This is a genomic window from Dehalobacter sp., assembly GCF_030063005.1.
In the GTDB taxonomy this organism is placed as follows: Bacteria; Bacillota; Desulfitobacteriia; order Desulfitobacteriales; family Syntrophobotulaceae; genus Dehalobacter; species Dehalobacter restrictus.
In genome coordinates this window covers 46012-66631 of record NZ_JAPDHR010000016.1, presented here as the reverse complement: position 1 = coordinate 66631, position 20620 = coordinate 46012, and the positions used below count along the sequence as shown (strand labels likewise).

Genomic DNA, 20620 nt, shown 5'->3' with positions numbered 1-20620 from the left:
CAAGGGGAAGGTATATTCCAGAAAAGGGTGTTCATGGACGAGTTGCTTTTGCTTTGGCATCACTGCGCTAACTGCGCTAACTGCGGTTACAATATTGGGTGTGCAAAAGCTTGTGGGATAATTCTCCGAGGGGCGCAAGCAGAAAGTCCTGATAGAGTTCCTGTACTGCCGGATTTTCATGCGACTTGCGTAGCGGCATGTTTTCATCGACCTGGTACAGGGCTTGAATCCGGCTGGCTCTGATCTCATTGGTCGTGCCGTAAGGCTGGCCTCCTCCGCCGATACATCCTCCGGGACAGCACATGACCTCGATGAATGTATAATCAGCCTGGCCTGCCTTGATCATTTCCAGAATTTTTTTGGCGTTGGCAAGTCCGTGAGCAATCCCCGCTTTTACTTCCGTTCCGGCAAGATCAACCGAAGCTTCTTTTACGCCGGCCATTCCGCGCACGGCTGTAAAGTTTAAGTCAGTCAGGGTTCTACCTGTAACAACTTCATACACGGTACGAAGGGCTGCTTCCATAACTCCGCCGGTTGCTCCGAAAATAGCGGCTGCACCTGTTGATATGCCAAGGGGCGAATCAAATTCAGCTTCAGGGAGCATCCGGAAATCAATTCCCTCGTGCTGCAGCATTCTGCCAAGTTCGCGGGTGGTGAGGACGATATCTACATCCTGGCTGCCGCTTGCATTCATTTCCGGGCGCTCGGCTTCAAATTTTTTAGCGGTACAGGGCATCACGGAGACGACAATGATATCCTTGGCTTCAAGGCCGCTGGTCTGAGCGTAGTACGTTTTGGCCAGAGCACCAAACATTTGCTGGGGAGATTTGCAGGTCGACAGATGCGGAATCAATTCCGGATAGTAATGTTCCATATATTTGATCCAGCCGGGACTGCAGGAAGTAATCATCGGCAGGACACCGCCATTTGCTATCCGGTCCAGTAATTCATGGCCTTCTTCCATGATGGTCAGATCTGCTGAGAAGTCTGTATCAAAAACCCGGTCAAATCCCAGACTGCGCAAAGCAGAAACGAGTTTCCCTGTCGCGATTTCGCCTGATGGGAATCCAAATTCCTCGGCTAGGGATACCCGGACGGCCGGAGCGACCTGAACGACGACATGTTTTTGGGGATCTGCGAGAGCTTCCCAGACGCGGTCTGTATCATCTCTTTCATGAATTGCACCTACCGGACAAACCAAAGCACACTGTCCGCACAGCACACAGGCGACATCAGCCAGCTGTTTGCCGTATTCCGGTGAAATGCTGATTTCCGTACTGCGGTTATGACTATAGAGGATTCCAACGTTCTGAATATAGTGGCAGGCTTCCGCGCATCGACCACATTTGATGCATTTATCCGGATTTCTGACCAGCGAGGGGGTTGAGAAATCCTGAAAGAAACTGTGTTTTCTTTTTTCTCCTTGGATATCCCTGACTCCGAATTTGGCGGCGATTTGTCTGAGCTCACAGTTGCCGTTGCGGATACAGGTCAGACATTCCTGCGGATGATCAGCAAAAATTAATTCCAGAATCGTTCGTACGGTTTCTCTGACTCTCGGAGAATTCGTCGTGATGTTCATTCCGGCTGTTACCTTGGTGGAACAGGAAGGCACGAGATTTTTTATGCCTTCTACCTCGACCACACAAATCCGGCAATTTGCCTTGACGCGCTGATCAGGATGATGGCAAAGGGTTGGAAGATCAATGCCCTGTTGTCTGGCTGCCTCTAAAATAGTGATTTCAGGTGCAACTGCCGTTATCTTACCGTTTAGCGTAATATTAATGGTCTGCATCAGGCGGTCTCCTCCTCAATGAATGATGGTTTGTTATCACGGCAGGAAGCAAGATATTCATCCCGGTAATAGGCCAGGGAGGAACGAAGGCTGTTGCCGGCTGCTTGGCCGAGACCGCAGAAGGAAGCTTCCTGAATCGCCCGGGTATACCGCTCCAGCGTGCTAACATCTTGACGCACGGCTTCTCCGGTGAGCAGCCTATCAAGGATCAGATTGGCCTGACGCAGTCCTTCACGGCAGGGCGTGCATTTGCCGCAGCTTTCATGCAGAAAGAAGCGCAGCCGGTTTTGAACGTTTGACAAGATCGAACGGGTGTCGTCCAAAACAAAGATGGCTCCTGATCCGATCGTAATCCCAGTCTTGGCACAGGCCAGATATTCCAGCGGGGTAAAAAGCATTTCCGGGGGTATCAGAACGCCGGAAGCGCCGCCAATGTTTACCGCTTTTATGGCTTTTCCGGTCTTTGCTCCGCCGCCATATTCGTTGATGATTTGAGCGAAGGTCATTCCGAATGGTACTTCAAATAAACCACGGTTTTGGACATCACCGGAAAGCGAAATCAACTTGGTTCCGGGACTGTCCGGTGTACCAAAAGAACGGTACCAGGATGCACTTTTTTCAATGATTTTGGGGATATTGGCAAGCGTTTCAACATTGTTGATCAACGTGGGTTTTTGCCAGAGACCGGCTTGGGTCGGGTAAGGGGGTTTCAGACGCGGACGGCCTTTTTTGCCCTCGATGGAGGAAATTAACGCGGTTTCCTCACCGCAAAGATAGCTTCCGGCACCGGAAAATAGCTTTAAAGACAAGCTGAAACCGCTGCCGAGAATATTTTCTCCAAGGAACCCACGGCGCTCGGCTTCTTCGATGCTTTCGCGCAGGATTTTCTGCGCTTCAGGATACTCGTGCCGCACGTAGATATAGCCTTCGGAAGCTCCGGCCATAAACGCCGCGATGGTGATGCCTTCCAACAGTTGGAAAGGGATATGGGTCATAATGAACCGATCCTTAAAGGTGCCTGGTTCACCTTCATCGGCATTGCAAATGATATAACGCAGTTTTTCCGTGTTGTCTCGCAGCATTTTTATTTTTTCAGCAGTAGGGAAAGCAGCTCCGCCCCTGCCGCGCAGTCCGGCATCCGATATTTCTTTCAGGGAAGTTTCAGGACCCTGGGCCAGGGCTTTGGCTAACGCGGAATATCCGCCGTTTTGACAATGATGGTCCAAGTCAACATGCCTGCCCGGAGAAATATTAAAAATCTGATTGTCATCAAGCATTTTATTCATTCTGATATTCCTTTCTTAAATTACGGATAATGGCGACCGCAGCTTCCGGAGTCAGGTCACCGTAGACCGCATCATCAATTTTGATGGCCGGAGACATATAGCAGGCACCAAGGCAATTGACGCTTTCCAGAGAGAAAAACCCGTCCGCTGTTGTTTGTCCGATCTTAATCCCGAGTTCCTGTTTAATTGCAGCGAGGATGGAAGCTTTGTTGGCATTTTCACAGGGCGCGTTCGTACATATCCGGATAATGTGTATGCCCCGTGGTTTCAGGGAGATCTCACTATAGAAAGATGCCGTAGAATAAACTCTGCTTCGGGAGATATTCATTTCCCGGGAAATTTCATTTACGGCTTCTTCACTCAGATGATTCTGGGGGTCGGCATCCTGAACGGCTAAAATTACTTGAAGCAACAAGGCTTCTTTTTTTCCAAACCGGTTGACAACTTCTTTGATTGCCGTCATTTGATCACACTGCCTTTCTGTAACCTTTCTGCAGGAAAGTTTACCTGTGCTTGCTTCAGTGTAATATGGGGCAAAATGCAAATCAAGAATAGTTATTTATTTGACAAAATAACAGAATAACGATGCAAAATAATAGACATTGTTAGCAAAGTTATAAATATATTTAACAATGCTGTTAATTATTTAACAATAAACAATAAATAAGAAATCTCCCGGTTCAGTTTTAACAGGGAGATTAGCAGGGCTATTGTTATTTTTCTTGAATTGATTATTCTAGTTTTATATGCCTATTTGTTCGCCTAATTGTTGATTGCTTTATGATCTATTCAACAATAATTGCTGTTTATGGTTTTTCTTTCAGCGACTCTTCCCTCAGCGGCCTTTCCTGAAGGTTGTATCCGAGCACCATCAGACAGTCAATCATATGGGTATTTTCCACAATGATATCTTCCGGCATCATCAGTTCGACCGGAGAGAAATTCCATAAAGCTTTAACGCCTAAATCAGTAACTAACCTGGCGACCTCACCGGCACAATTTTCCGGTACAGTCAAAACCGCAATATCCACAGGATTTTTGCTCAAATAATCCGGCAGGTCATCCATGGGCTGGACCTCAACGTTTCGGATTTTTTCGCCGATCAGTTCAGGTTTGACATCAAAGATCCCGGCAAGTTTAAACCCGCTTTTTTCAAAATTCGCGTGTTTGGCCAAAGCATGGCCCAAACTTCCGGCCCCTATAATGATCATGGTATGAGAATGCTGCAGTCCAAGCAGTTTGTGTATTTCCTGATGCAGAAAACCGACATCATAACCATATCCCTGTAAGCCGTTGCCGCCAAAACAGAAAAAGTCCTGTCTTACCTGAGAAGAGGTCAGACCCATTCGGTTGCCCAAATCTTTAGAGGAAATCCTGCTGATTCCCAATTGCAGCAGTGTTGAAAGATACCGGTAATATCTGGGCAAACGTTTTACAACCTGACTGGATAGTTTCTTTTCGTCCATCGACAGTTTCACCTCAAAATTGAATAATATGCAGTATAGTATATCATAATTTCGAAGTCAGGGGATGGGAACCGGTAATTTTTTAGTCTGAGAATTGCTGGATAATCTGTCTATTCCAGCTAATTTCTAAATCTGGAGGCAATAGATGAACAACAAATTCCTGTTTTGAGAATTTTTATGACTCATTTTTTAACAAATGATATTATTGCTTAACGAAACAAAAAATGCTTTGGTGATAACATGATGGGCATTTCTCAAGGCTTCCAGAGTTATTAACTTTGTTAAACAAAGTTAATTTGAAACTGGCACATATTTTGCATTGATTATTGAATAAGGAACGAGTAAGATAAGTATAATCTTATCTTACCATGCCATTACCCTTGGGTGTGTTCTTTCCCTTTATATAACCCTACTAGGAGTGTTCACCTAGTAGGGTACCCCCTTCAATTGCTGAAGCGAAACAAAGGAGTCGGCGGATCACAACATTAGAATATTTTTCTCCGAGCCTTGGATCCTAAAGTTGCAATGCGGCTATGGATGCAAGGTCTGGACAAAGTCCACGGAGTAGTAGAAGAAATTCTGTTACTTGCTGTATTGCGAAGGAGATGTGAAAAGAATTGGTTTGTTTGCCGAGCCAAAAATCTTTATCCTGCATGTCCGTGCAGGATTTTTGTGATTAATAAGGAGGATATGCATGCAAAAAAATACTTCGTTGGAAGAAGCCCAAAGTTTGATATTTGATTATTGTCCTTTGACCGAAAAGGAGAATAATTATTTAGCGGATACCCTCGATAGGGTACTGGCAGAGGATATTGTTGCCAGGGAAAATATTCCGCCGTTTTCGCGTTCACCTTATGACGGTTTTGTTTTCAGGGCCGAAGATACTGTGGGAGCCAGCGAAGCTAATCCGGTCACCTTTGAGGTGATTGAAGAAGTGCCGGCAGGTTATACGGCCCAAAACGCTGTCAGCAAGGGTCAGGCAATTAAAATTTTGACAGGAGCTCCGATCCCTGAAGGCGCGGATGCAGTTGCCAAATTTGAAGAGGTAGAAGTTCAGGGTAGCAAGATATCTGTTTCAAAGGCCTTCATGCACGGTGAAGATATCGTTCCTGCGGGTGAAGATATTGCCGTAGGTGATCTGATTGCGGCTGAGGGAACCGTTGTTACGGCACCCCTGATGGGGCTGATGGCCTCCCTCGGTGTTGTGGAAGTACTGGTTTATAAACGTCCAAAAATTGCGATTATCGCTACCGGAGACGAACTGCGTGATGTAACGGAGCCTCTGGCTCCCGGTAAGATCCGAAACAGCAACAGCTATACACTCCAAGGCTATCTCCGTTCACTTGGTGCAGAGCCTGTCGTGATGGGGATCTGCAAAGACAAGAAGGAAGATGTTGCAGCCCTGGTTGAAGAGGCTTGGAAGCATTCCGAATTGGTACTGACGACCGGAGGCGTATCGGTGGGAGACTATGACGTGATCCGGCATGCAGCCGATTATCTTGGCGCCGAAACACTTTTCTGGAAAATTGAGATTAAACCGGGCTCACCGTGTCTAGCCGCAGTGAAGGACGGGAAGATGCTGATCGGCCTGTCAGGCAATCCGGCCGCTGCAATGGTAACTTTTCAACTGATGGCTGTCCCCTACATAAAAAAAATGACTGGCAGAAAGGATTATTGTTATCGAAAGATTGAAGTGACCCTGAAGAAGGATTTCCGAAAATCAAGTCCTCGCCGAAGATTTTTACGCGGCAGAATGCTTTACGAGAATGGTATGGTCATCATGGAATCGACCGGAGAACAAGGCAATGGCGTACTGCGCTCCATGCTCGGCTGCGATATCCTGGCGGAAATTCCGGAAAAGAGTGGCCCAGTCAAAGCCGGTGAGAAATTAACCGCTTATATCATTGAATAGAAGCAAAATGAAAAAGTTGGAATTCAATAAGAATGGGAATCAAATAAGAAGCTGTTATACGATTTTATGGCCTAAGGAGATGAATAAAAGTGAAAAAAATAGCAGTCCAAGATGCAGTCGGCATGACCCTTTGCCACGATATAACGAAAGTGATTCCTGGGGAATTTAAAGGCCCCGCTTTTAAAAGAAATCATGTGATCAAGCAGGAAGATATCGAGGAACTGTTGAGTCTTGGTAAAGAGCACATCTACGTCTGGGAAGAAAATGCCGATGAAATCCATGAAGATGATGCGGCGATCAGAATGGCACAAGCTGTCATGGGTCAGAACATCAGTTTTTCGGAACCTCAGGAAGGTAAAACTACGTTGATTTCGACTCAAAAAGGTTTGCTGAGGATCAAAAGCTCATTGCTGCACGAAATCAATTCGATCGAACATGTTACGATACCGTCCCTACCGAATAATTTCAAGGTTGAAGTTAATCAGAAAGTTGCAGCAACCAGGATTATACCGCTTGTTACCAAAGAAGAAAATATTCGCAAAGTAGAAGAATTATGCACTCTTTATGGTCCGGTATTTCATGTTGAGACGTATATAAAGCTCAGGGTTGGGATTGTAATTACCGGAAGTGAAGTGTATAAGGGAAGGATCAAAGATAAATTTGGGCCTGTAATCAGGAAAAAACTTGAGTATTTTGGCGCGGAAATCATCGGTCAGGAATATTGCCCTGATGAATTGGAATTGATTCAAGCGAAGATCACAGGTTATATGGAGCAAAAAGCCGACATGATTATTATGACCGGGGGGATGTCCGTAGATCCCGATGATCTTACTCCTGGGGCGATCAGGAGTACCGGTGCAGATGTTGTAACATATGGTGTTCCTGTTCAGCCCGGCAATATGTTTATGCTGGCTTATCTGAATGGGATACCTATCTTAGGCGTACCTGGAGCGGCCGCCTATTACAAGACCACTGTCCTGGATGCGGTACTCCCGAAGATCTTTGCTGGAGAGACACTGAACAAAAATGATTTTATCCGCATGGGGGAAGGCGGTTTATGTTTAAACTGCCAGATGTGTCAATATCCAAACTGCTATTTCTGCAGATAAGAATTTTCATTCAGTTTACGGGTATACGAGTGTAAGTGGGGAGTTGGGATAATGATCGATGCATATGGCAGGGATATCAATTATTTAAGAATATCTGTAACGGATTTATGCAATTTAAAATGTACGTACTGTATGCCGGAAAAAGGTATTGAGAAAAAAGAACGCTGCGATATCTTAAGCCTGGAAACTATGGAAAAAATCGCCGAGACAGCCGTTAAACTCGGGATCACCAAGATCAGGCTCACTGGCGGAGAGCCATTGGTAAGGAGAGGGATCCTGGATCTGGTCCAAAATATTGCCTTGCTGAAAAACAAAGGACTCAAGGAACTGGGACTCACGACCAACGGGCTGCTTCTGAAAAAATATGCGGATGACCTGAAAAAAGCTGGGCTGACGCGGGTAAATATTAGTATTGACAGCATGGATCCGGCCAAATATAAGGAAATTACCCGCTGCGGTAATGTTCAGGATGTTCTGGAAGGGGTCAGGGCGGCAAAAGAAGCAAAACTATTTCCATTAAAGATCAATGTCGTTCTTATTGGCGGATTCAACGACAATGAAATCGAAGATTTTGTCGCGATGACGATGGATGATGATATCGAAGTTCGTTTTATTGAGCTTATGCCGATTGGGGAAGCTGGAGCATGGGGCCGGGAGCATTTCTTGTCCAACGAAGAAATACTAAAAAGAGTACCGACGTTGATCCCGATGCCATTTAAAGGACATGGCAGCGTAGCACGTCTCTACAAACTTCCGAATAGCAAAGGTAAGGTTGGTCTGATCAGCTCGTTAAGCAGTCATTTCTGTAATTACTGTAACCGGATCAGGATTACGCCCGACGGCAAACTGAAACCATGCCTTCATTCCAATATCGAGATCGATATCCGGAATTACGGTGAAAACGGACTTGAGAAGTTTCTGATGGATGGAATCATGGCAAAACCCACCCGGCATTGTATCCAGAGCAGTGACTTTGAGCCGGTAATAAGAAATATGCACGAAATAGGCGGGTGAAAAATGACATGAGTGAACTGACACATTTCAATGAAGAGGGACGGGCCAAAATGGTTGACGTAAGCGGGAAGGCTGAAACCACTCGCGTGGCGGTAGCACGCGGCGAGATCCGGATGAAGCCTGAAACCCTGACGCTAGTCAAGGAGGGACTCATGGTTAAAGGGGATGTGCTGGCGGTGTCGCAGGTTGCAGGTATCATGGGTGCCAAAAAAACTTCTGATATTATTCCGATGTGCCACCCGCTGCTGTTGTCGGGAATAGATGTTTCTTTTAAAATCAACGACCAGGAAAGCAAGATTGAAATTCAGGTAACAGTTAATAACTCCGGCCAGACCGGCGTCGAAATGGAAGCACTTACGGGAGTTTCTGTCGCAGCGCTTACCATCTATGACATGTGCAAGGCTGCAGAAAAGGATATGGTGATCGGGGATATCTGTCTGGTCAGTAAGTCCGGCGGCAAAAGTGGCAATTATATCCGAGCGGATAAAACAAAATAAAATATCCGAGAGACTCATAAATAATAAATTACGAAAAAGAAATGAACAAGATATCCAGAACAAAAATGACGGACGTACTATTCAAAAAACTCTTCGGAGAGGTGAAGAACGATGATCACTGTAGGCGTTATCACAGCCAGCGACAAAGGGTCCAGAGGAGAACGCGAGGACTTAAGCGGACAGGTCATTAAAAATATGGTCGAAGAGATCGGCTGGGAAGTTAGAATTCTGGAAATTGTTCCGGATGAACAGAAGATCATTGAAGCCAAGTTAATTGAATATGCCGATGAACATAAAGTGGATGTGATATTCACGACCGGAGGAACCGGGTTTTCACCGAGGGATGTGACCCCGGAAGCTACGCTGGCTGTCGTCGAAAGGCTTACTCCGGGAATTCCCGAGGCGATGAGACTAGAGAGTCTGAAGGTCACGCCAAGAGCGATGCTTTCCAGAGCAGTCGCTGGAATCAGAGGCAAAACTGTGATTATCAATTTACCGGGAAGCCCGAAAGGTGTTAAAGAATGTCTGACAGTTGTTCTGCAGTCGTTGGAGCACGGCATAGAAATTTTAAAGGGGACTGCCGGAGAGTGTGCACAGCCAATGAAATAAGACTTTTTAAACGAGGAGTGGAGAAATAATGGCTGGAAAAGTATTGGCCATCAATATCAGCGATGTTCGTGGAATTGTAAAAACAAGCATACCCGAAGTCAAGGTGCTTGAAAACTGGGGACTGGAAGGAGATGCCCACGCCGGCGACTGGGACCGTCAGGTCAGTATATTTCCCGAAGAAGCTCTGGTTAAAGTTCCCGAGCATAAAAGAAAAGAAGTCATAACGGCTGGTTATACCGAGAACTTTACAATCTCCGGGATTGCACTTGACGACCTAATGGCTGGAACGACTATCAAAATCGGCGAAGCCGAAATCCATATTGTTAAGGTCGGCAAAGAACACAAGGAACATGGCCGGCCGTATATTGTCAGCAGAGAAGGCCGCTTTGGCAAAGCCGTCAAGGGTGGAAAAGTGAAAATCGGCGATGAAGTCACCGTTATTTAGAAGGGATCTTAATAAGAGTAATTTTAACGCGGTAACCTTACGAAGTAACCTTACACAGCTAGGGGGAGATCACCGTGAATGATGTTCCAGTCATATGTTTCGTTGCTGCGAAATCAGGCACCGGCAAGACAACTTTCATAGAAAAACTAATCAGGGAAATGACGGAACGCGGTTTTAAGGTCGGCGTGATTAAGAGCGACGCCCACCGTTTCGATATTGATAAACCGGGAAAAGACAGCTGGCGGTTTACTGAGGCCGGAGCAAGATCCACGGCAATTATCGGGCCCGATCAATATGCGGTCATTCAGAAAACCGAGGCGAAGAAAGATATCGAAGATGTAATTGCAATGATTGAAGGTGTCGATATCATTCTGGTCGAAGGGTTTAAGATGTCCCAAAGACCAAGATTTGAAGTTGTAAGAAGAGAACTTGGCACCGACATTGTTTCTCCTTTGGAGAACTTACTTGGCGTCATTACGGATATCCATGATCTTGCTGTTCCGGTTCCGTTGATCGATATCAATGATTTTCAGGGTGTCGCGGATCTTATCATTGAAAAGTATCTGTTTAGCAGCATAAAATAAGAATTCAATGTTTTATATACCTAAAGGAAGGGGTATCCTATATGCCGAAAGTAATTGCTGTCAATATCAGTGAAACAAAAGGGGTTCCGAAGCAAGAAATTGAAAAAGGCTATTTTAAAGTGGATCATGGTTTAGTAGGGGATGCGCATGCTGCCAACTGGCACAGACAGGTCAGCTTGCTCGGAACTGAAAGTGTCGATAAATTAAAACAGGCCGGACTGACTGGTCTGGATAACGGCAGATTTGCGGAAAACCTCACGACCGAGGGCATTATTCTGTATGAGCTTCCCATAGGTACAAAGCTTAAAATCGGTGAGACGCTGATGGAAGTGACCCAGATCGGCAAACAATGCCATAACAGCGGATGTGCCATTAAACGGCTTGCCGGGGACTGCGTGATGCCACGTGAGGGAATTTTTACCAAAGTCCTGTCTCCGGGATGGATTAAACCGGGGGACGGCATTGAGATCGTGGAACAGTAAATCATATTTTACAAACAAACTAAATGAAAAAGATAGTTGATAAAGTATTTCAACTATCTTTTTAAATCACCAAAATTCAGAGGGAAAAGACAGTGATGATATCGGGTATCCTTGAACAAGATATTCCTGGCCTTTGGCCACGTACCTCTCTGCTATTTGGCGAATGGATATCAATTCTTCCGGCGTAATTTCTCTGATTACCCTGGCGGGAGAGCCAAGGATCAGAGAGTTTGAAGGGAATATCTTTCTATCCGGGACCAGGGAGCCAGCGCCCACAATCGAATTTTCACCAATGACAGCTTCGTTCATGATGATTGCACCCATCCCGATCAGAGAGCCTTTACGAATCGTACAACTGTGGAGGATACAACCATGGCCGACAGAAACCTCATCTTCAATAAGTGTCGGCAGATCGGTATTCACATGGATAACACTTAAGTCCTGAATGTTTGTTCTTTGACCGATGGTAATCGGGGCAATATCTCCGCGCAGAACACAATTGAACCAGATACTTGCGTGGTCTCCGATGGTTACGCTACCAATGATTTTTGCGCCGTCCGCCACATAGACGGTTTCTGCGACCGACGGCCTAACGCCCTGATAGGGAATGATCATAGGATTGCTTGCTCCCTGCTTTTTATCTTTAAAAATATTATAGATTCCAGGACAGCTTTTGTCGAGAAGGGCCTGCCGCTAAAAGCTTGGCACCAGTCAAATTTTCTTGGAAAACAAGCAAACCCTTAAGTTGCTGTTTATTTTAGGTGTAAGTTAGGTTATATTAATAGGGATGTTTAAGAATGTTTGGAAATAACAAAGAAGTATGTTGTTACAACAACTAAAAAATAAGGAGCAGCTCCTGATGAAAATCCGTTTCTACCTGGCGCTTTGGACAGGAAAAATCGTATTGATATTGATGCGGCTTTTGGGGAAGAAAGGCACAACCTTCCCTGGATTTATTGCGCTTAAGATTTGCCCCAATATTATTGGCCTCTTGGCTTCCAGTTTTCCGGAAGGTGCAGTGATTATTACGGGAACCAACGGCAAAACGACAACGAACAACCTACTCGCTTCTATCCTGAAGACAGCCGGAAAAAAGATTGCTTTTAACCGGGAAGGGGCCAATATGCTTACGGGGATTACAGGAGCATTGCTGCAGAATACTACATTTGCCGGCATGCCACAAGCTTCTGTCCTGCTGCTCGAAGTGGATGAAGCTACACTGCCGGGGCTATGCAGGCAGCTGACTCCACGGCTTGCTGTGATTACGAATTTCTTTCGGGATCAGTTGGATAGGTATGGCGAATTGGATACGACGATTAAGCTGGTAAAAGAGTCGCTGCCTGCCGCAACAGAACTGGTGCTGAATGCGGATGATCCGCTAGTTGCTCAGATCGGAACCGGCCGGAAAGGTGTATTTTACTTTGGGGTAAGCACACTGCCCACAAGCTCTGCCGACAGCACGGAAACGCGGGAAGGGCGATACTGTTCGCACTGCGGTCAGGAATTGTCTTACACGCTGTTTCATTACGGTCAGTTAGGGTACTATAGGTGCCCTGGCTGCGGTTTCAGCCGGCCTGATCCTTATATTGAAGCGAAAGAAGTCAAAGTGGAAAGCAGGGAGATCTCGTTCAGGATAGATGATGACCATGACGACCGCGTCTATCAGGTACCTTTGCAAGGGTATTATAATCTGTATAACGCGCTGGCAGCTTTCTGTGCTGCGGACCGTCTGCAGATATCCAGAGAGGATATTGGTGCCGGACTGAACCGGTATGTTTCCGATGCCGGGCGAATGGAACAGTTTTCGCTTCCCGGATGTGAGGCAACGTTGACCCTGGTGAAAAATCCAACAGGTTTTAATCAGGTCATCCATACCATTGCAGAACTGCCTCGGTCTGTCCGCTTGCTGATTGTGATTAACGATCTGGCGGCCGATGGCCGGGATATATCTTGGTTATGGGATGTCGACTTTGAAATTTTGGCTTCGCGTCAGGATGACGTGAAACAAATCATATGCTCCGGTTTAAGAGCTGAGGACATGGCTTTGCGGCTGAAGTATGCCGGAATTAAGGAAGACAGAATTACAATGGAACATTCTCTGGAAAAAGCGGTGGAGATGCTGGAACAGCCAAGCGCCAACACGGTGTCAGCGGTTGAGACGGCTGCAAGCATAGCAGATGGAGAAGCCGTATTTATTTTGCCAACCTACACTGCCCTTTTCCCGATGCGGGATATTCTGGTGAGAAGAAAAACCGGAGAAAAACAGCGTAAGGTGGTAAATATATGAAGCTCACCATTTTTCATCTTTATCCGGATTTGCTTGACTTATACGGCGACAGGGGAAATGTTCTGGCGCTGGCTGCCAGATGCAGGTGGCGCGGCATTGATGTCGAGATACGCAGAATATCTTTGGGGGAAGAAATGGATTTCTCCGAGGCGGATATTCTTTTTCTGGGGGGCGGTTCAGACCGGGAGCAAAGCCTTTTGGTTCAGGATTTAAGCACCAGATCCTCAGAACTTAAAGCAGCGATCGACGATGGACTTGTCATGCTGACCATCTGCGGCGGTTACCAGCTTTTGGGGCTGTATTATCAGACCGGAGACGGAAAAAAAATTCCGGGCCTGGGTATCCTGGACTTCTATACCATTGCCGGAAACAAACGACTGATTGGCAATGTCATTGTTGAAATGGCACCTGAACTTCTGAGTTCCGTGTCGGGAAACATTCTCCGGCAGACCGATGGCGTTGAGGTGTTCAATACCATGGTCGGATTTGAGAACCATTCTGGGAAGACCTATCTTGGATCAGGGCTGAATTCCTTGGGAAGAGCGCTGAGGGGTTATGGCAATAACGGAGAGGATTTACAGGAGGGTGTATGGTATAAAAATGTTTTCGGGACTTATCTCCATGGACCGTTGCTGCCGAAAAATCCCCATATTACCGACCTGTTGCTGGGACTGGCGACAAAAAGAAAGAATCCGGCTTATCAGCTGGAAATCCTGGGAGATTCTCTGGAAAAAGCAGCGCATCATGCGGTTATTGAGCGTTTTCTTACAGCAGGATTCAGGGCAGGACCCAAATAGGATCAAAACAGGAAAAAATTACATGATTAAAACCAGGAAGAATTATTGAATATTACTTGTACCCGGCCGTGTCTTCGTTGACACTTTAGAGGGTGAGTCGCTATAATAAAATAGGATTGCTTAATGGGGCCTTCCGTGGCCATGAAGGGGGTGCCTTGCTTGGCAGAGACTAGGCGTATTGTTGTATGTTTGCCGGAAAGCATTATTGAGGAAGTAGACGAAATCGTATCGTCAGAGAAGTTAAACCGGAGTGATTTTATCAAAGAAGCTGTTTACAGTGTATTGATTGAACGGCGAAAAGCAGGAATACGAGAGCAGATGCGGCAGGGATATGTTGAAATGGCTCAAATCAACCTGTCGATGGCAGTAGATTTATGCCAGGCTGAAGAAGAGGCAACCATGCGTTATGAAGGGAAACTAGCTTGGAGTGTCGGGTATGAGTATTAAACGCGGGGAGATTTTTTATGCGGAACTAAACCCCGTTGTAGGTTCTGAACAAGGCGGCACCAGGCCGGTCTTGGTTATTCAGAATGATATTGGAAATCAGTATAGCCCGACAACAATTATCGCAGCAATTACATCCCAGATTTCAAAAGCCAAACTGCCGACCCATGTGGAAGTCAAAGCTAAACGAAGCGGTTTGGAAAGAGATTCTGTTATTTTGACTGAACAAATCAGAACGATCGATAAGAGCCGGTTGAAGGAAAAAGTCGCAGTGCTCGACGAGGAAGTAATGCTCAGGGTTGATGAAGCTATTGAAATAAGCCTTGGGCTGACGGAGATCTGAAGGATTTCAATGGATGAGGCCAAATTACATAGTACGGAATAACGCAGCGTACAGGCTTCTAACACCTGACGCTGTTTTTTATACGGAGGGGAGACATGGGGACGTTTCTTTTATCCCCTCGAGGGGGCAAAAGAAACGTCCCCATGTTCCCATGATTGGAGGAAAAAAATAATGGACTTTATTAGCGTCATTTCGAGGGAATTAGGATTGAAAACCTGGCAGGTCGGGGAAACGGTAAAGCTCCTGGACCAGGGAAATACCATTCCGTTTATTGCACGCTACCGCAAAGAAGCAACCGGAGAGTTGGATGAAACTGTACTCAGAACCATGGCAGATCGGCTGGAATATATCCGGAACCTGGAGCTCAGAAAAGAGGAAGTCATCCGCTTGATTAACGAACAGGGCAAGCTAGATGACGGTTTAAGATCCAAAATAGAAGCTGCCGCCAAACTGCAGGAAGTCGAAGACTTGTACCGGCCGTACAAGCAGAAAAAAAGAACCAGAGCCTCGATAGCCAGAGAAAAGGGCCTGGAGCCTCTGGCGGATTGGTTATTTAACCAGCCTGCCAAAGGAAGCCTGCAGGAAGAGGCCGCTAAGTATCTTAATCCCGATTTGAATGTCCATGATGCTGCTGAGGCCTTGAGCGGAGCCCGGGATATAATTGCCGAGAACGTTTCCGATGATGCGGAAACAAGAAAACTAGTTCGGGCCAGGATCTATGAATGGGCAGAAATTACAGCCAAAGCGAAAAAAGAAGAGCGTTCGCCTTATGAGATGTACTATGAATATAAGGAACCTGTCCGTAAAATTCCGCCGCACCGGGTTCTGGCTTTGAACAGAGGAGAAAAGGAAGAATTCCTTTCCGTAGGGCTTGAGATTGAAGCGGATAAGATTCTGCAATTACTGGAAAAGAAATACCTGCAGGGAGGCCCCTGCCAGGAGTTGATGAAAGAGGCCTTGCAGGATAGCTATAAGCGGCTGATCTACCCATCGATTGAAAGGGAGATCCGGGCCGAGATTACCAGCAGGGCAGGAGAACAAGCTGTCAAGGTGTTTTCCGCCAACTTGCGGCAGCTTCTGCTGCAGCCGCCGGTAAGAGATAAAGTGATCATGGGGCTCGATCCCGGTTACAGGACAGGCTGCAAGTGGGCGCTGATCGATGATACAGGAAAACTTGGAGAGGTAGGGGTGATCTATCCAAACCCTCCACACAATAAAAAGCAAGAAGCCAAACAGCTCATTGCCAAAGTGGTGGAGCAGTATGGCGTCCAGATTATTGCAATCGGCAATGGAACAGCTTCCCGCGAAACGGAGGAGCTCGTCACCGAATTCATCCGGGAAAGCGGACGTCCGTTGGAATATATTATTGTCAGTGAGGCAGGGGCTTCGGTTTATTCGGCTTCGCCACTGGCCAAAGAGGAATTCCCGGATTTTGATCTTTCACTGAGAAGCGCGGTATCCATCGCCCGCAGACTGCAGGATCCTTTGGCTGAGCTTGTCAAGATTGAACCGAAAGCAATCGGTGTTGGTCAGTACCAGCACGATATCCAGCCTAAGGTTTTGGAAAGCTCGCTGGGTGGTGTCGTCGAATCCTGCGTCAATACAGTCGGAGTCAACTTAAATACGGCTTCTCCGTCTATTCTGAAATTTGTCTCCGGATTGAATTATACAGTCGCCAAAAATATTGTTTCCTACAGGGAGAAGAACGGCAAATTTCGTTGCAGGGAAGAACTGAAGAAGGTATCCCGGCTCGGGGAACAGACCTATATTCAATGTGCCGGTTTTATCCGACTGCCGGATGGAAATAATTGTCTGGAGAACACACCGGTTCATCCAGAGTCTTATGATGTCGCCTCGGCAATCCTGAAGAAAGCCAATTTGACAGCGATGGACCTCAAAACGAATCCGGAGCAGGTGCGCGCTGCGCTGGGAGGTTTCAGTGCTGAGGGGTTGGCTGCGGAGCTTCAGGCAGGCGTACCGACCGTTAAAGATATTCTTGAGGCTTTGCTGAGACCCGGGAGGGATCCGCGTGAGGACCTGCCGCGCCCACTGCTGCGTCGGGATATCACCAAATTGGAGGACCTGCAGGTAGGAATAAGTCTGGAAGGGACGGTCAGGAACATTGTTGACTTTGGCGCATTCGTCGATATTGGCGTCAAGAATGACGGATTGGTTCATATCTCGGAACTCAGCAACAGTTATGTCAGACATCCGATGGAAGTTATCTCGGTCGGCGATATCGTGAAGGTCAGAGTCCTCAGTATCGATCACGCCAGAGGTCGAGTCAGCCTCTCGATGAAGGATATTTAATAAATCATTCTTGAAATAACTTCATACAAAGAGTAACATTCAGACATGCAGATCTTCTGAAAAAAACTCTATAAATCAGTCTGGCGGCCACAGTTTCACTGTGAGCGCAGCATAGACGACGGCACAGGAAGCGCGAAGGCGTTTAAATAGCCATTATAAATGTATTTGTACGATAATACCTTAAAGTGAGGAAATATTTCATATGAGCAATCAACAGATCATTATTGCCGGCGGAAATATCAAGCCGATGACCGGAGAGCCTGAATTTACAGGGAGTATTTTGGTCAAAGACAGCAAAATTGCAAAAATTATGAAGCATTCGGTTGCGGAGACAGATGAAGACGAAGAAAGTGCGTTCAGAGAAATGTTCGGCCTAAGTACAGAAGAGCCGGTACATATTATGTCTGCCAGGGGAAAATGGGTTTTGCCTGGTTTCATTGATGCGCACTGCCACGTCGGGATTGGAGAAGAAATCTATCAGCATGAAGGTGACGACCTGAATGAAATGACGGATCCCCTGACCCCGGAACTTCGTGCGATTGACGGAATCCATCCTGAAGATGAAGGCTTCAGGGATGCACGGCTCGGAGGAATCACCGCTGCGTTTACCTGCCCCGGAAGCGCAAATGTCATTGGGGGTACAGGTGTTGTTGTCAAAACGGCGGGCCGTGTGGTCGAAGAAATGATTCTGAGAGATCCTGCAGGACTCAAGATTGCGTTCGGTGAAAACCCCAAATTTGTATACGGAGAACAGAAAAAAATGCCGATGACGCGGATGGGAACCGCAGCCTTGCTCCGGCAGGCGTTGGTAGATGCTCAAAACTATCGGGAGAAACTGGAACAAGGCCAAAAGGATTTGGACAAACTTCCTGAACGGGACCTCGGACTCGAAACCATCAATCTTGTACTGGACAAAAAAATACCGCTCAGAGCGCATGCCCACAGGACAGATGATATCATGACTGCTATCCGCATAGCCCGCGAGTTTGATGTGGACCTTGTTCTGGATCACTGTACTGAAGGGCATAAAATTGCCGATGTTCTTCAGCAGTATGGCTATCCAGCGGCTGTCGGTCCTTCTTTCACAAATAGGGCTAAAGTAGAGCTTAAAGATAAAACATTTAGCACGCCGGGAGTATTGAACAAAGCGGGACTTAAAATAGCGATCATCACTGATCATTCCGTCACCCCTATCGAGCATCTGCCGCTGTGTGCAGCGATGGCTGTCCGCAACGGACTTGAGGAAGAAGACGCGCTGAAAGCAATCACGATCTGGCCGGCTGAAATACTCGGAGTAGCTGACAGAGTCGGATCTTTGGAAGTAGGAAAAGATGCAGATATTGTCGTATGGGAGGGCAAACCGCTCAATTTTGAGGCCACGCCCCATACAGTACTGATCAACGGTCTGATCGTAAAGCCCGAGTGAGACGGGAGCGTGAAAATATGGAACGGCTGATTGAATCGGGAAGTTCTGAGGAGACCTTTCTTCTCGGGAAACAGCTCGGACAAAGTATCCGGGAAGGCACGGTCATCTGTCTTTATGGAGATCTGGGCTCGGGCAAAACCGTCCTGGCCAAAGGGCTCGGTGAAGGACTCGGGGTTACAGACACCATGACAAGTCCGACATTTACCCTGATTCAGGAATATAGCACTAAAATTGATGGACTGAAACTAATTCATATGGATTTATACAGGCTCCGCTACCCGGAAGAAGCAGAAATCATTGGTGTTGCCGATTATTTCCGGGATGACTGTGTCTGTTTGCTGGAATGGCCGGAAATCATTGTGGATTTACTGCCGGAAGACAGACTCGAAATCAGAATTCAGGGAAGCGGTGACCAAACCCGTTTAATTATGCTCAATTTTTGACATCATACTTGCTAAAAAGCTTTAGAATAAATCTGTGGTCCTAAGAAAAAATAATTAAGAGCAGTGAGGCTTATGAAATATCTGACAATCGATACAACGACAAAGATGACTGCACTGGCCCTGGGTCAGGATGGCAGGCTGGTCGGAGAGGGATTTCTGAACACTGGAAAAACCCATTCTGAAAGACTAATCCCGATGCTGGATCAGCTGCTGAATGCTGCCGACTGGAAACCCATGGATCTTGATTTTATCGGAGCAGTTCGGGGTCCGGGGTCATTTACCGGCATCAGGATCGGAATCGCCACAGCCCAGGGACTTGCACAGGTCCTTAATATCCCTTTGGTCGGAATTACTTCGTTGGATACGCTAGCCTGGGCCGGAAAGGGCAGGCCGGAAGAAACCGTTGTGATCCTTGACGCCCGTAAAAATGAATGGTATTATGCCCGCTATATTTGGCGGGAAGGTAGAGAGTGCCTGGACGGGCCGAAGGCTGTTACGCCGGAGGCGCTCACAGTGAAGTTGAAGGAACTTCAAAAACCTTGTTTTTTTGTTGGGGATGCGGTTACCGGAGCCAGACAATTTCTGGAGGAACAACTCGGCAGCCAGGCCGTTCTGCTGTCCGAATACCAGTACCTGCCCAGAGGAGCCTATGCAGCATGTGAGGTTTGGGAACAGTGGAAGGCAAGATGCTTTGACGGGAATTTTCAGGCCCTGGAACCCATTTATATTCGTCTCTCAGAAGCTGAAACCAATTATCTTAAGAAACAAGGTATAATGCAGTAGTCATATTGGTATTCTCAACATACTATAATTCTGAACCATCATTAAAAAGAATACTGATATTCAGGTGATAAAAATGTTAAAAAGAGGTCAGGCCGAACAGAATAGGGAACCTGAGGCGGAGGTTATCGTTCGTCCTATGCAGCTTGAGGATATCCCATCCATTGTGGCGATTGAGGAAGTATCGTTTGCCACGCCATGGACAACGGAGTCCTTTACATCAGAACTGAAAAATAATGTTTTAGCCAATTATTTTTGCCTAGAGCTGGATCACAAGGTTATTGGCTATATAGGGCTTTGGATCGTCATGGGAGAGGGCCATATTACAAATGTTGCAATCTGGCCAGGATGCCGCGGTAAGGGCTGGGGTGAATACCTTATGAAAAACGTGATTTATCAGATGATTGCCAAAGGCGTGCTGCGGTTTACACTGGAAGTCCGGGTATCCAATCAGGCGGCGCGGAATCTGTATGAGAAATTAGGTTTTAAGGCCGCCGGAGTACGCAAAGGGTACTATTCCGACAACCAGGAGGATGCACTGATTATGTGGGCCAGTCTCTAGTAGATCGATTAGTAAATTGCGTTATCCTT

22 protein-coding genes and 1 riboswitch are annotated in these 20620 nt (G+C 46.7%); of the genes, 17 read left to right on the top strand and 5 right to left on the bottom strand.

Features of this window, described 5'->3' with window-relative positions; all coding sequences use genetic code 11:
* Nucleotides 1–76: 76 nt before the first annotated feature.
* The 4 genes from OKX56_RS06560 to OKX56_RS06545 all read right to left on the bottom strand — a co-directional run bounded on the left by OKX56_RS06560 (nucleotide 77) and on the right by OKX56_RS06545 (nucleotide 4547).
* Nucleotides 77–1795: an NADH-dependent [FeFe] hydrogenase, group A6 gene (locus OKX56_RS06560; RefSeq protein WP_287895925.1), complete on the bottom strand. Its 1719-nt coding sequence runs from the start codon at nucleotides 1793–1795 to the stop codon at nucleotides 77–79.
* Nucleotides 1795–3081 carry a complex I 51 kDa subunit family protein gene (locus OKX56_RS06555; RefSeq protein ID WP_287895923.1) on the bottom strand — a complete coding sequence of 429 codons (1287 nt, stop codon included), beginning with the start codon at nucleotides 3079–3081 and terminating at the stop codon, nucleotides 1795–1797. Before OKX56_RS06555 ends, OKX56_RS06560 begins: the two co-directional genes overlap by 1 nt.
* The gene (locus OKX56_RS06550; protein ID WP_287895921.1) at nucleotides 3074–3544 is read right to left on the bottom strand and encodes an NADH-quinone oxidoreductase subunit NuoE family protein; all 471 of its coding nucleotides are present in this window, start codon (nucleotides 3542–3544) and stop codon (nucleotides 3074–3076) included. Before OKX56_RS06550 ends, OKX56_RS06555 begins: the two co-directional genes overlap by 8 nt.
* A gap of 343 nt (nucleotides 3545–3887) precedes the next feature.
* On the bottom strand, nucleotides 3888–4547 hold the full coding sequence (locus OKX56_RS06545) for a redox-sensing transcriptional repressor Rex (protein WP_019225267.1): 660 nt from the start codon (nucleotides 4545–4547) through the stop codon (nucleotides 3888–3890).
* 486 nt (nucleotides 4548–5033) lie between these two features.
* Nucleotides 5034–5168: riboswitch (molybdenum cofactor riboswitch) on the top strand.
* Nucleotides 5169–5241: 73 nt separating this feature from the next.
* Between OKX56_RS06545 and OKX56_RS06540 the strand changes: the two genes are divergently transcribed.
* The 8 genes from OKX56_RS06540 (at nucleotide 5242) to OKX56_RS06505 (ending at nucleotide 11199) form a co-directional block, all read left to right on the top strand.
* Nucleotides 5242–6459, top strand: a complete 1218-nt coding sequence (locus tag OKX56_RS06540) for a molybdopterin molybdotransferase MoeA (protein WP_287895919.1) — start codon at nucleotides 5242–5244, stop codon at nucleotides 6457–6459.
* An 89-nt stretch (nucleotides 6460–6548) separates the two neighbouring features.
* Complete coding sequence (locus tag OKX56_RS06535) at nucleotides 6549–7568, top strand: molybdopterin-binding protein (RefSeq protein ID WP_287895917.1); 1020 nt, start codon at nucleotides 6549–6551, stop codon at nucleotides 7566–7568.
* 51 nt (nucleotides 7569–7619) lie between these two features.
* On the top strand, nucleotides 7620–8582 hold the full coding sequence (gene moaA / locus OKX56_RS06530) for a GTP 3',8-cyclase MoaA (RefSeq protein ID WP_287895916.1): 963 nt from the start codon (nucleotides 7620–7622) through the stop codon (nucleotides 8580–8582).
* Nucleotides 8583–8590: 8 nt separating this feature from the next.
* Nucleotides 8591–9079 (top strand): cyclic pyranopterin monophosphate synthase MoaC, encoded by a 489-nt coding sequence (gene moaC / locus OKX56_RS06525; protein ID WP_287895914.1) that lies wholly within the window; start codon nucleotides 8591–8593, stop codon nucleotides 9077–9079.
* A gap of 111 nt (nucleotides 9080–9190) precedes the next feature.
* Nucleotides 9191–9688: a MogA/MoaB family molybdenum cofactor biosynthesis protein gene (locus OKX56_RS06520; RefSeq protein ID WP_019225272.1), complete on the top strand. Its 498-nt coding sequence runs from the start codon at nucleotides 9191–9193 to the stop codon at nucleotides 9686–9688.
* A gap of 28 nt (nucleotides 9689–9716) precedes the next feature.
* Complete coding sequence (locus tag OKX56_RS06515; protein ID WP_287895912.1) at nucleotides 9717–10133, top strand: MOSC domain-containing protein; 417 nt, start codon at nucleotides 9717–9719, stop codon at nucleotides 10131–10133.
* A gap of 74 nt (nucleotides 10134–10207) precedes the next feature.
* Complete coding sequence (gene mobB / locus OKX56_RS06510; protein ID WP_019225274.1) at nucleotides 10208–10717, top strand: molybdopterin-guanine dinucleotide biosynthesis protein B; 510 nt, start codon at nucleotides 10208–10210, stop codon at nucleotides 10715–10717.
* A gap of 41 nt (nucleotides 10718–10758) precedes the next feature.
* Nucleotides 10759–11199 carry an MOSC domain-containing protein gene (locus tag OKX56_RS06505; RefSeq protein ID WP_287895910.1) on the top strand — a complete coding sequence of 147 codons (441 nt, stop codon included), beginning with the start codon at nucleotides 10759–10761 and terminating at the stop codon, nucleotides 11197–11199.
* 66 nt (nucleotides 11200–11265) lie between these two features.
* On the opposite strand, the gene OKX56_RS06500 is transcribed toward OKX56_RS06505, so the two are convergent.
* Entirely contained in the window at nucleotides 11266–11814 is a 549-nt protein-coding gene (locus OKX56_RS06500) for a gamma carbonic anhydrase family protein (RefSeq protein WP_019225276.1), read from the bottom strand.
* Between the two features lie 244 nt (nucleotides 11815–12058).
* On the opposite strand from OKX56_RS06500, the gene OKX56_RS06495 reads away from it, so the two are divergent.
* The 9 genes from OKX56_RS06495 (at nucleotide 12059) to rimI (ending at nucleotide 20591) form a co-directional block, all read left to right on the top strand.
* Nucleotides 12059–13486 (top strand): Mur ligase family protein, encoded by a 1428-nt coding sequence (locus OKX56_RS06495; protein ID WP_287895908.1) that lies wholly within the window; start codon nucleotides 12059–12061, stop codon nucleotides 13484–13486.
* On the top strand, nucleotides 13483–14283 hold the full coding sequence (locus OKX56_RS06490; protein ID WP_287895906.1) for a type 1 glutamine amidotransferase: 801 nt from the start codon (nucleotides 13483–13485) through the stop codon (nucleotides 14281–14283). Before OKX56_RS06495 ends, OKX56_RS06490 begins: the two co-directional genes overlap by 4 nt.
* 159 nt (nucleotides 14284–14442) lie before the next feature.
* On the top strand, nucleotides 14443–14730 hold the full coding sequence (locus OKX56_RS06485) for a CopG family ribbon-helix-helix protein (RefSeq protein WP_019225279.1): 288 nt from the start codon (nucleotides 14443–14445) through the stop codon (nucleotides 14728–14730).
* Nucleotides 14720–15070 (top strand): type II toxin-antitoxin system PemK/MazF family toxin, encoded by a 351-nt coding sequence (locus tag OKX56_RS06480; RefSeq protein ID WP_015043684.1) that lies wholly within the window; start codon nucleotides 14720–14722, stop codon nucleotides 15068–15070. The genes OKX56_RS06485 and OKX56_RS06480 overlap by 11 nt, the downstream gene beginning before the upstream one ends.
* Before the next feature lie 171 nt (nucleotides 15071–15241).
* Nucleotides 15242–17380, top strand: coding sequence for a Tex family protein (locus OKX56_RS06475; protein ID WP_019225280.1), 2139 nt, complete (start codon nucleotides 15242–15244; stop codon nucleotides 17378–17380).
* 202 nt (nucleotides 17381–17582) lie between these two features.
* The gene (locus OKX56_RS06470; RefSeq protein WP_287895904.1) at nucleotides 17583–18806 is read left to right on the top strand and encodes an amidohydrolase; all 1224 of its coding nucleotides are present in this window, start codon (nucleotides 17583–17585) and stop codon (nucleotides 18804–18806) included.
* 17 nt (nucleotides 18807–18823) lie between these two features.
* Complete coding sequence (gene tsaE / locus OKX56_RS06465) at nucleotides 18824–19249, top strand: tRNA (adenosine(37)-N6)-threonylcarbamoyltransferase complex ATPase subunit type 1 TsaE (protein WP_019225282.1); 426 nt, start codon at nucleotides 18824–18826, stop codon at nucleotides 19247–19249.
* 72 nt (nucleotides 19250–19321) lie between these two features.
* Nucleotides 19322–20032, top strand: coding sequence for a tRNA (adenosine(37)-N6)-threonylcarbamoyltransferase complex dimerization subunit type 1 TsaB (tsaB, locus tag OKX56_RS06460; RefSeq protein ID WP_019225283.1), 711 nt, complete (start codon nucleotides 19322–19324; stop codon nucleotides 20030–20032).
* A 73-nt stretch (nucleotides 20033–20105) separates the two neighbouring features.
* Nucleotides 20106–20591: a ribosomal protein S18-alanine N-acetyltransferase gene (rimI, locus tag OKX56_RS06455; protein WP_019225284.1), complete on the top strand. Its 486-nt coding sequence runs from the start codon at nucleotides 20106–20108 to the stop codon at nucleotides 20589–20591.
* Nucleotides 20592–20620: the final 29 nt, after the last annotated feature.

Bases quoted from the DNA above. Each gene is read 5' to 3' on its own strand.
- OKX56_RS06560 (WP_287895925.1), bottom strand. From the start codon at position 1,795: ATGCAGACCATTAATATTACGCTAAACGGTAAGATAACGGCAGTTGCA.
- OKX56_RS06555 (WP_287895923.1), bottom strand. From the start codon at position 3,081: ATGAATAAAATGCTTGATGACAATCAGATTTTTAATATTTCTCCGGGC.
- OKX56_RS06550 (WP_287895921.1), bottom strand. From the start codon at position 3,544: ATGACGGCAATCAAAGAAGTTGTCAACCGGTTTGGAAAAAAAGAAGCC.
- OKX56_RS06545 (WP_019225267.1), bottom strand. From the start codon at position 4,547: ATGGACGAAAAGAAACTATCCAGTCAGGTTGTAAAACGTTTGCCCAGA.
- OKX56_RS06540 (WP_287895919.1), top strand. From the start codon at position 5,242: ATGCAAAAAAATACTTCGTTGGAAGAAGCCCAAAGTTTGATATTTGAT.
- moaA (WP_287895916.1), top strand. From the start codon at position 7,620: ATGATCGATGCATATGGCAGGGATATCAATTATTTAAGAATATCTGTA.
- moaC (WP_287895914.1), top strand. From the start codon at position 8,591: ATGAGTGAACTGACACATTTCAATGAAGAGGGACGGGCCAAAATGGTT.
- OKX56_RS06520 (WP_019225272.1), top strand. From the start codon at position 9,191: ATGATCACTGTAGGCGTTATCACAGCCAGCGACAAAGGGTCCAGAGGA.
- OKX56_RS06515 (WP_287895912.1), top strand. From the start codon at position 9,717: ATGGCTGGAAAAGTATTGGCCATCAATATCAGCGATGTTCGTGGAATT.
- OKX56_RS06505 (WP_287895910.1), top strand. From the start codon at position 10,759: ATGCCGAAAGTAATTGCTGTCAATATCAGTGAAACAAAAGGGGTTCCG.
- OKX56_RS06500 (WP_019225276.1), bottom strand. From the start codon at position 11,814: ATGATCATTCCCTATCAGGGCGTTAGGCCGTCGGTCGCAGAAACCGTC.
- OKX56_RS06495 (WP_287895908.1), top strand. From the start codon at position 12,059: ATGAAAATCCGTTTCTACCTGGCGCTTTGGACAGGAAAAATCGTATTG.
- OKX56_RS06490 (WP_287895906.1), top strand. From the start codon at position 13,483: ATGAAGCTCACCATTTTTCATCTTTATCCGGATTTGCTTGACTTATAC.
- OKX56_RS06480 (WP_015043684.1), top strand. From the start codon at position 14,720: ATGAGTATTAAACGCGGGGAGATTTTTTATGCGGAACTAAACCCCGTT.
- OKX56_RS06475 (WP_019225280.1), top strand. From the start codon at position 15,242: ATGGACTTTATTAGCGTCATTTCGAGGGAATTAGGATTGAAAACCTGG.
- OKX56_RS06470 (WP_287895904.1), top strand. From the start codon at position 17,583: ATGAGCAATCAACAGATCATTATTGCCGGCGGAAATATCAAGCCGATG.
- tsaE (WP_019225282.1), top strand. From the start codon at position 18,824: ATGGAACGGCTGATTGAATCGGGAAGTTCTGAGGAGACCTTTCTTCTC.
- tsaB (WP_019225283.1), top strand. From the start codon at position 19,322: ATGAAATATCTGACAATCGATACAACGACAAAGATGACTGCACTGGCC.
- rimI (WP_019225284.1), top strand. From the start codon at position 20,106: ATGTTAAAAAGAGGTCAGGCCGAACAGAATAGGGAACCTGAGGCGGAG.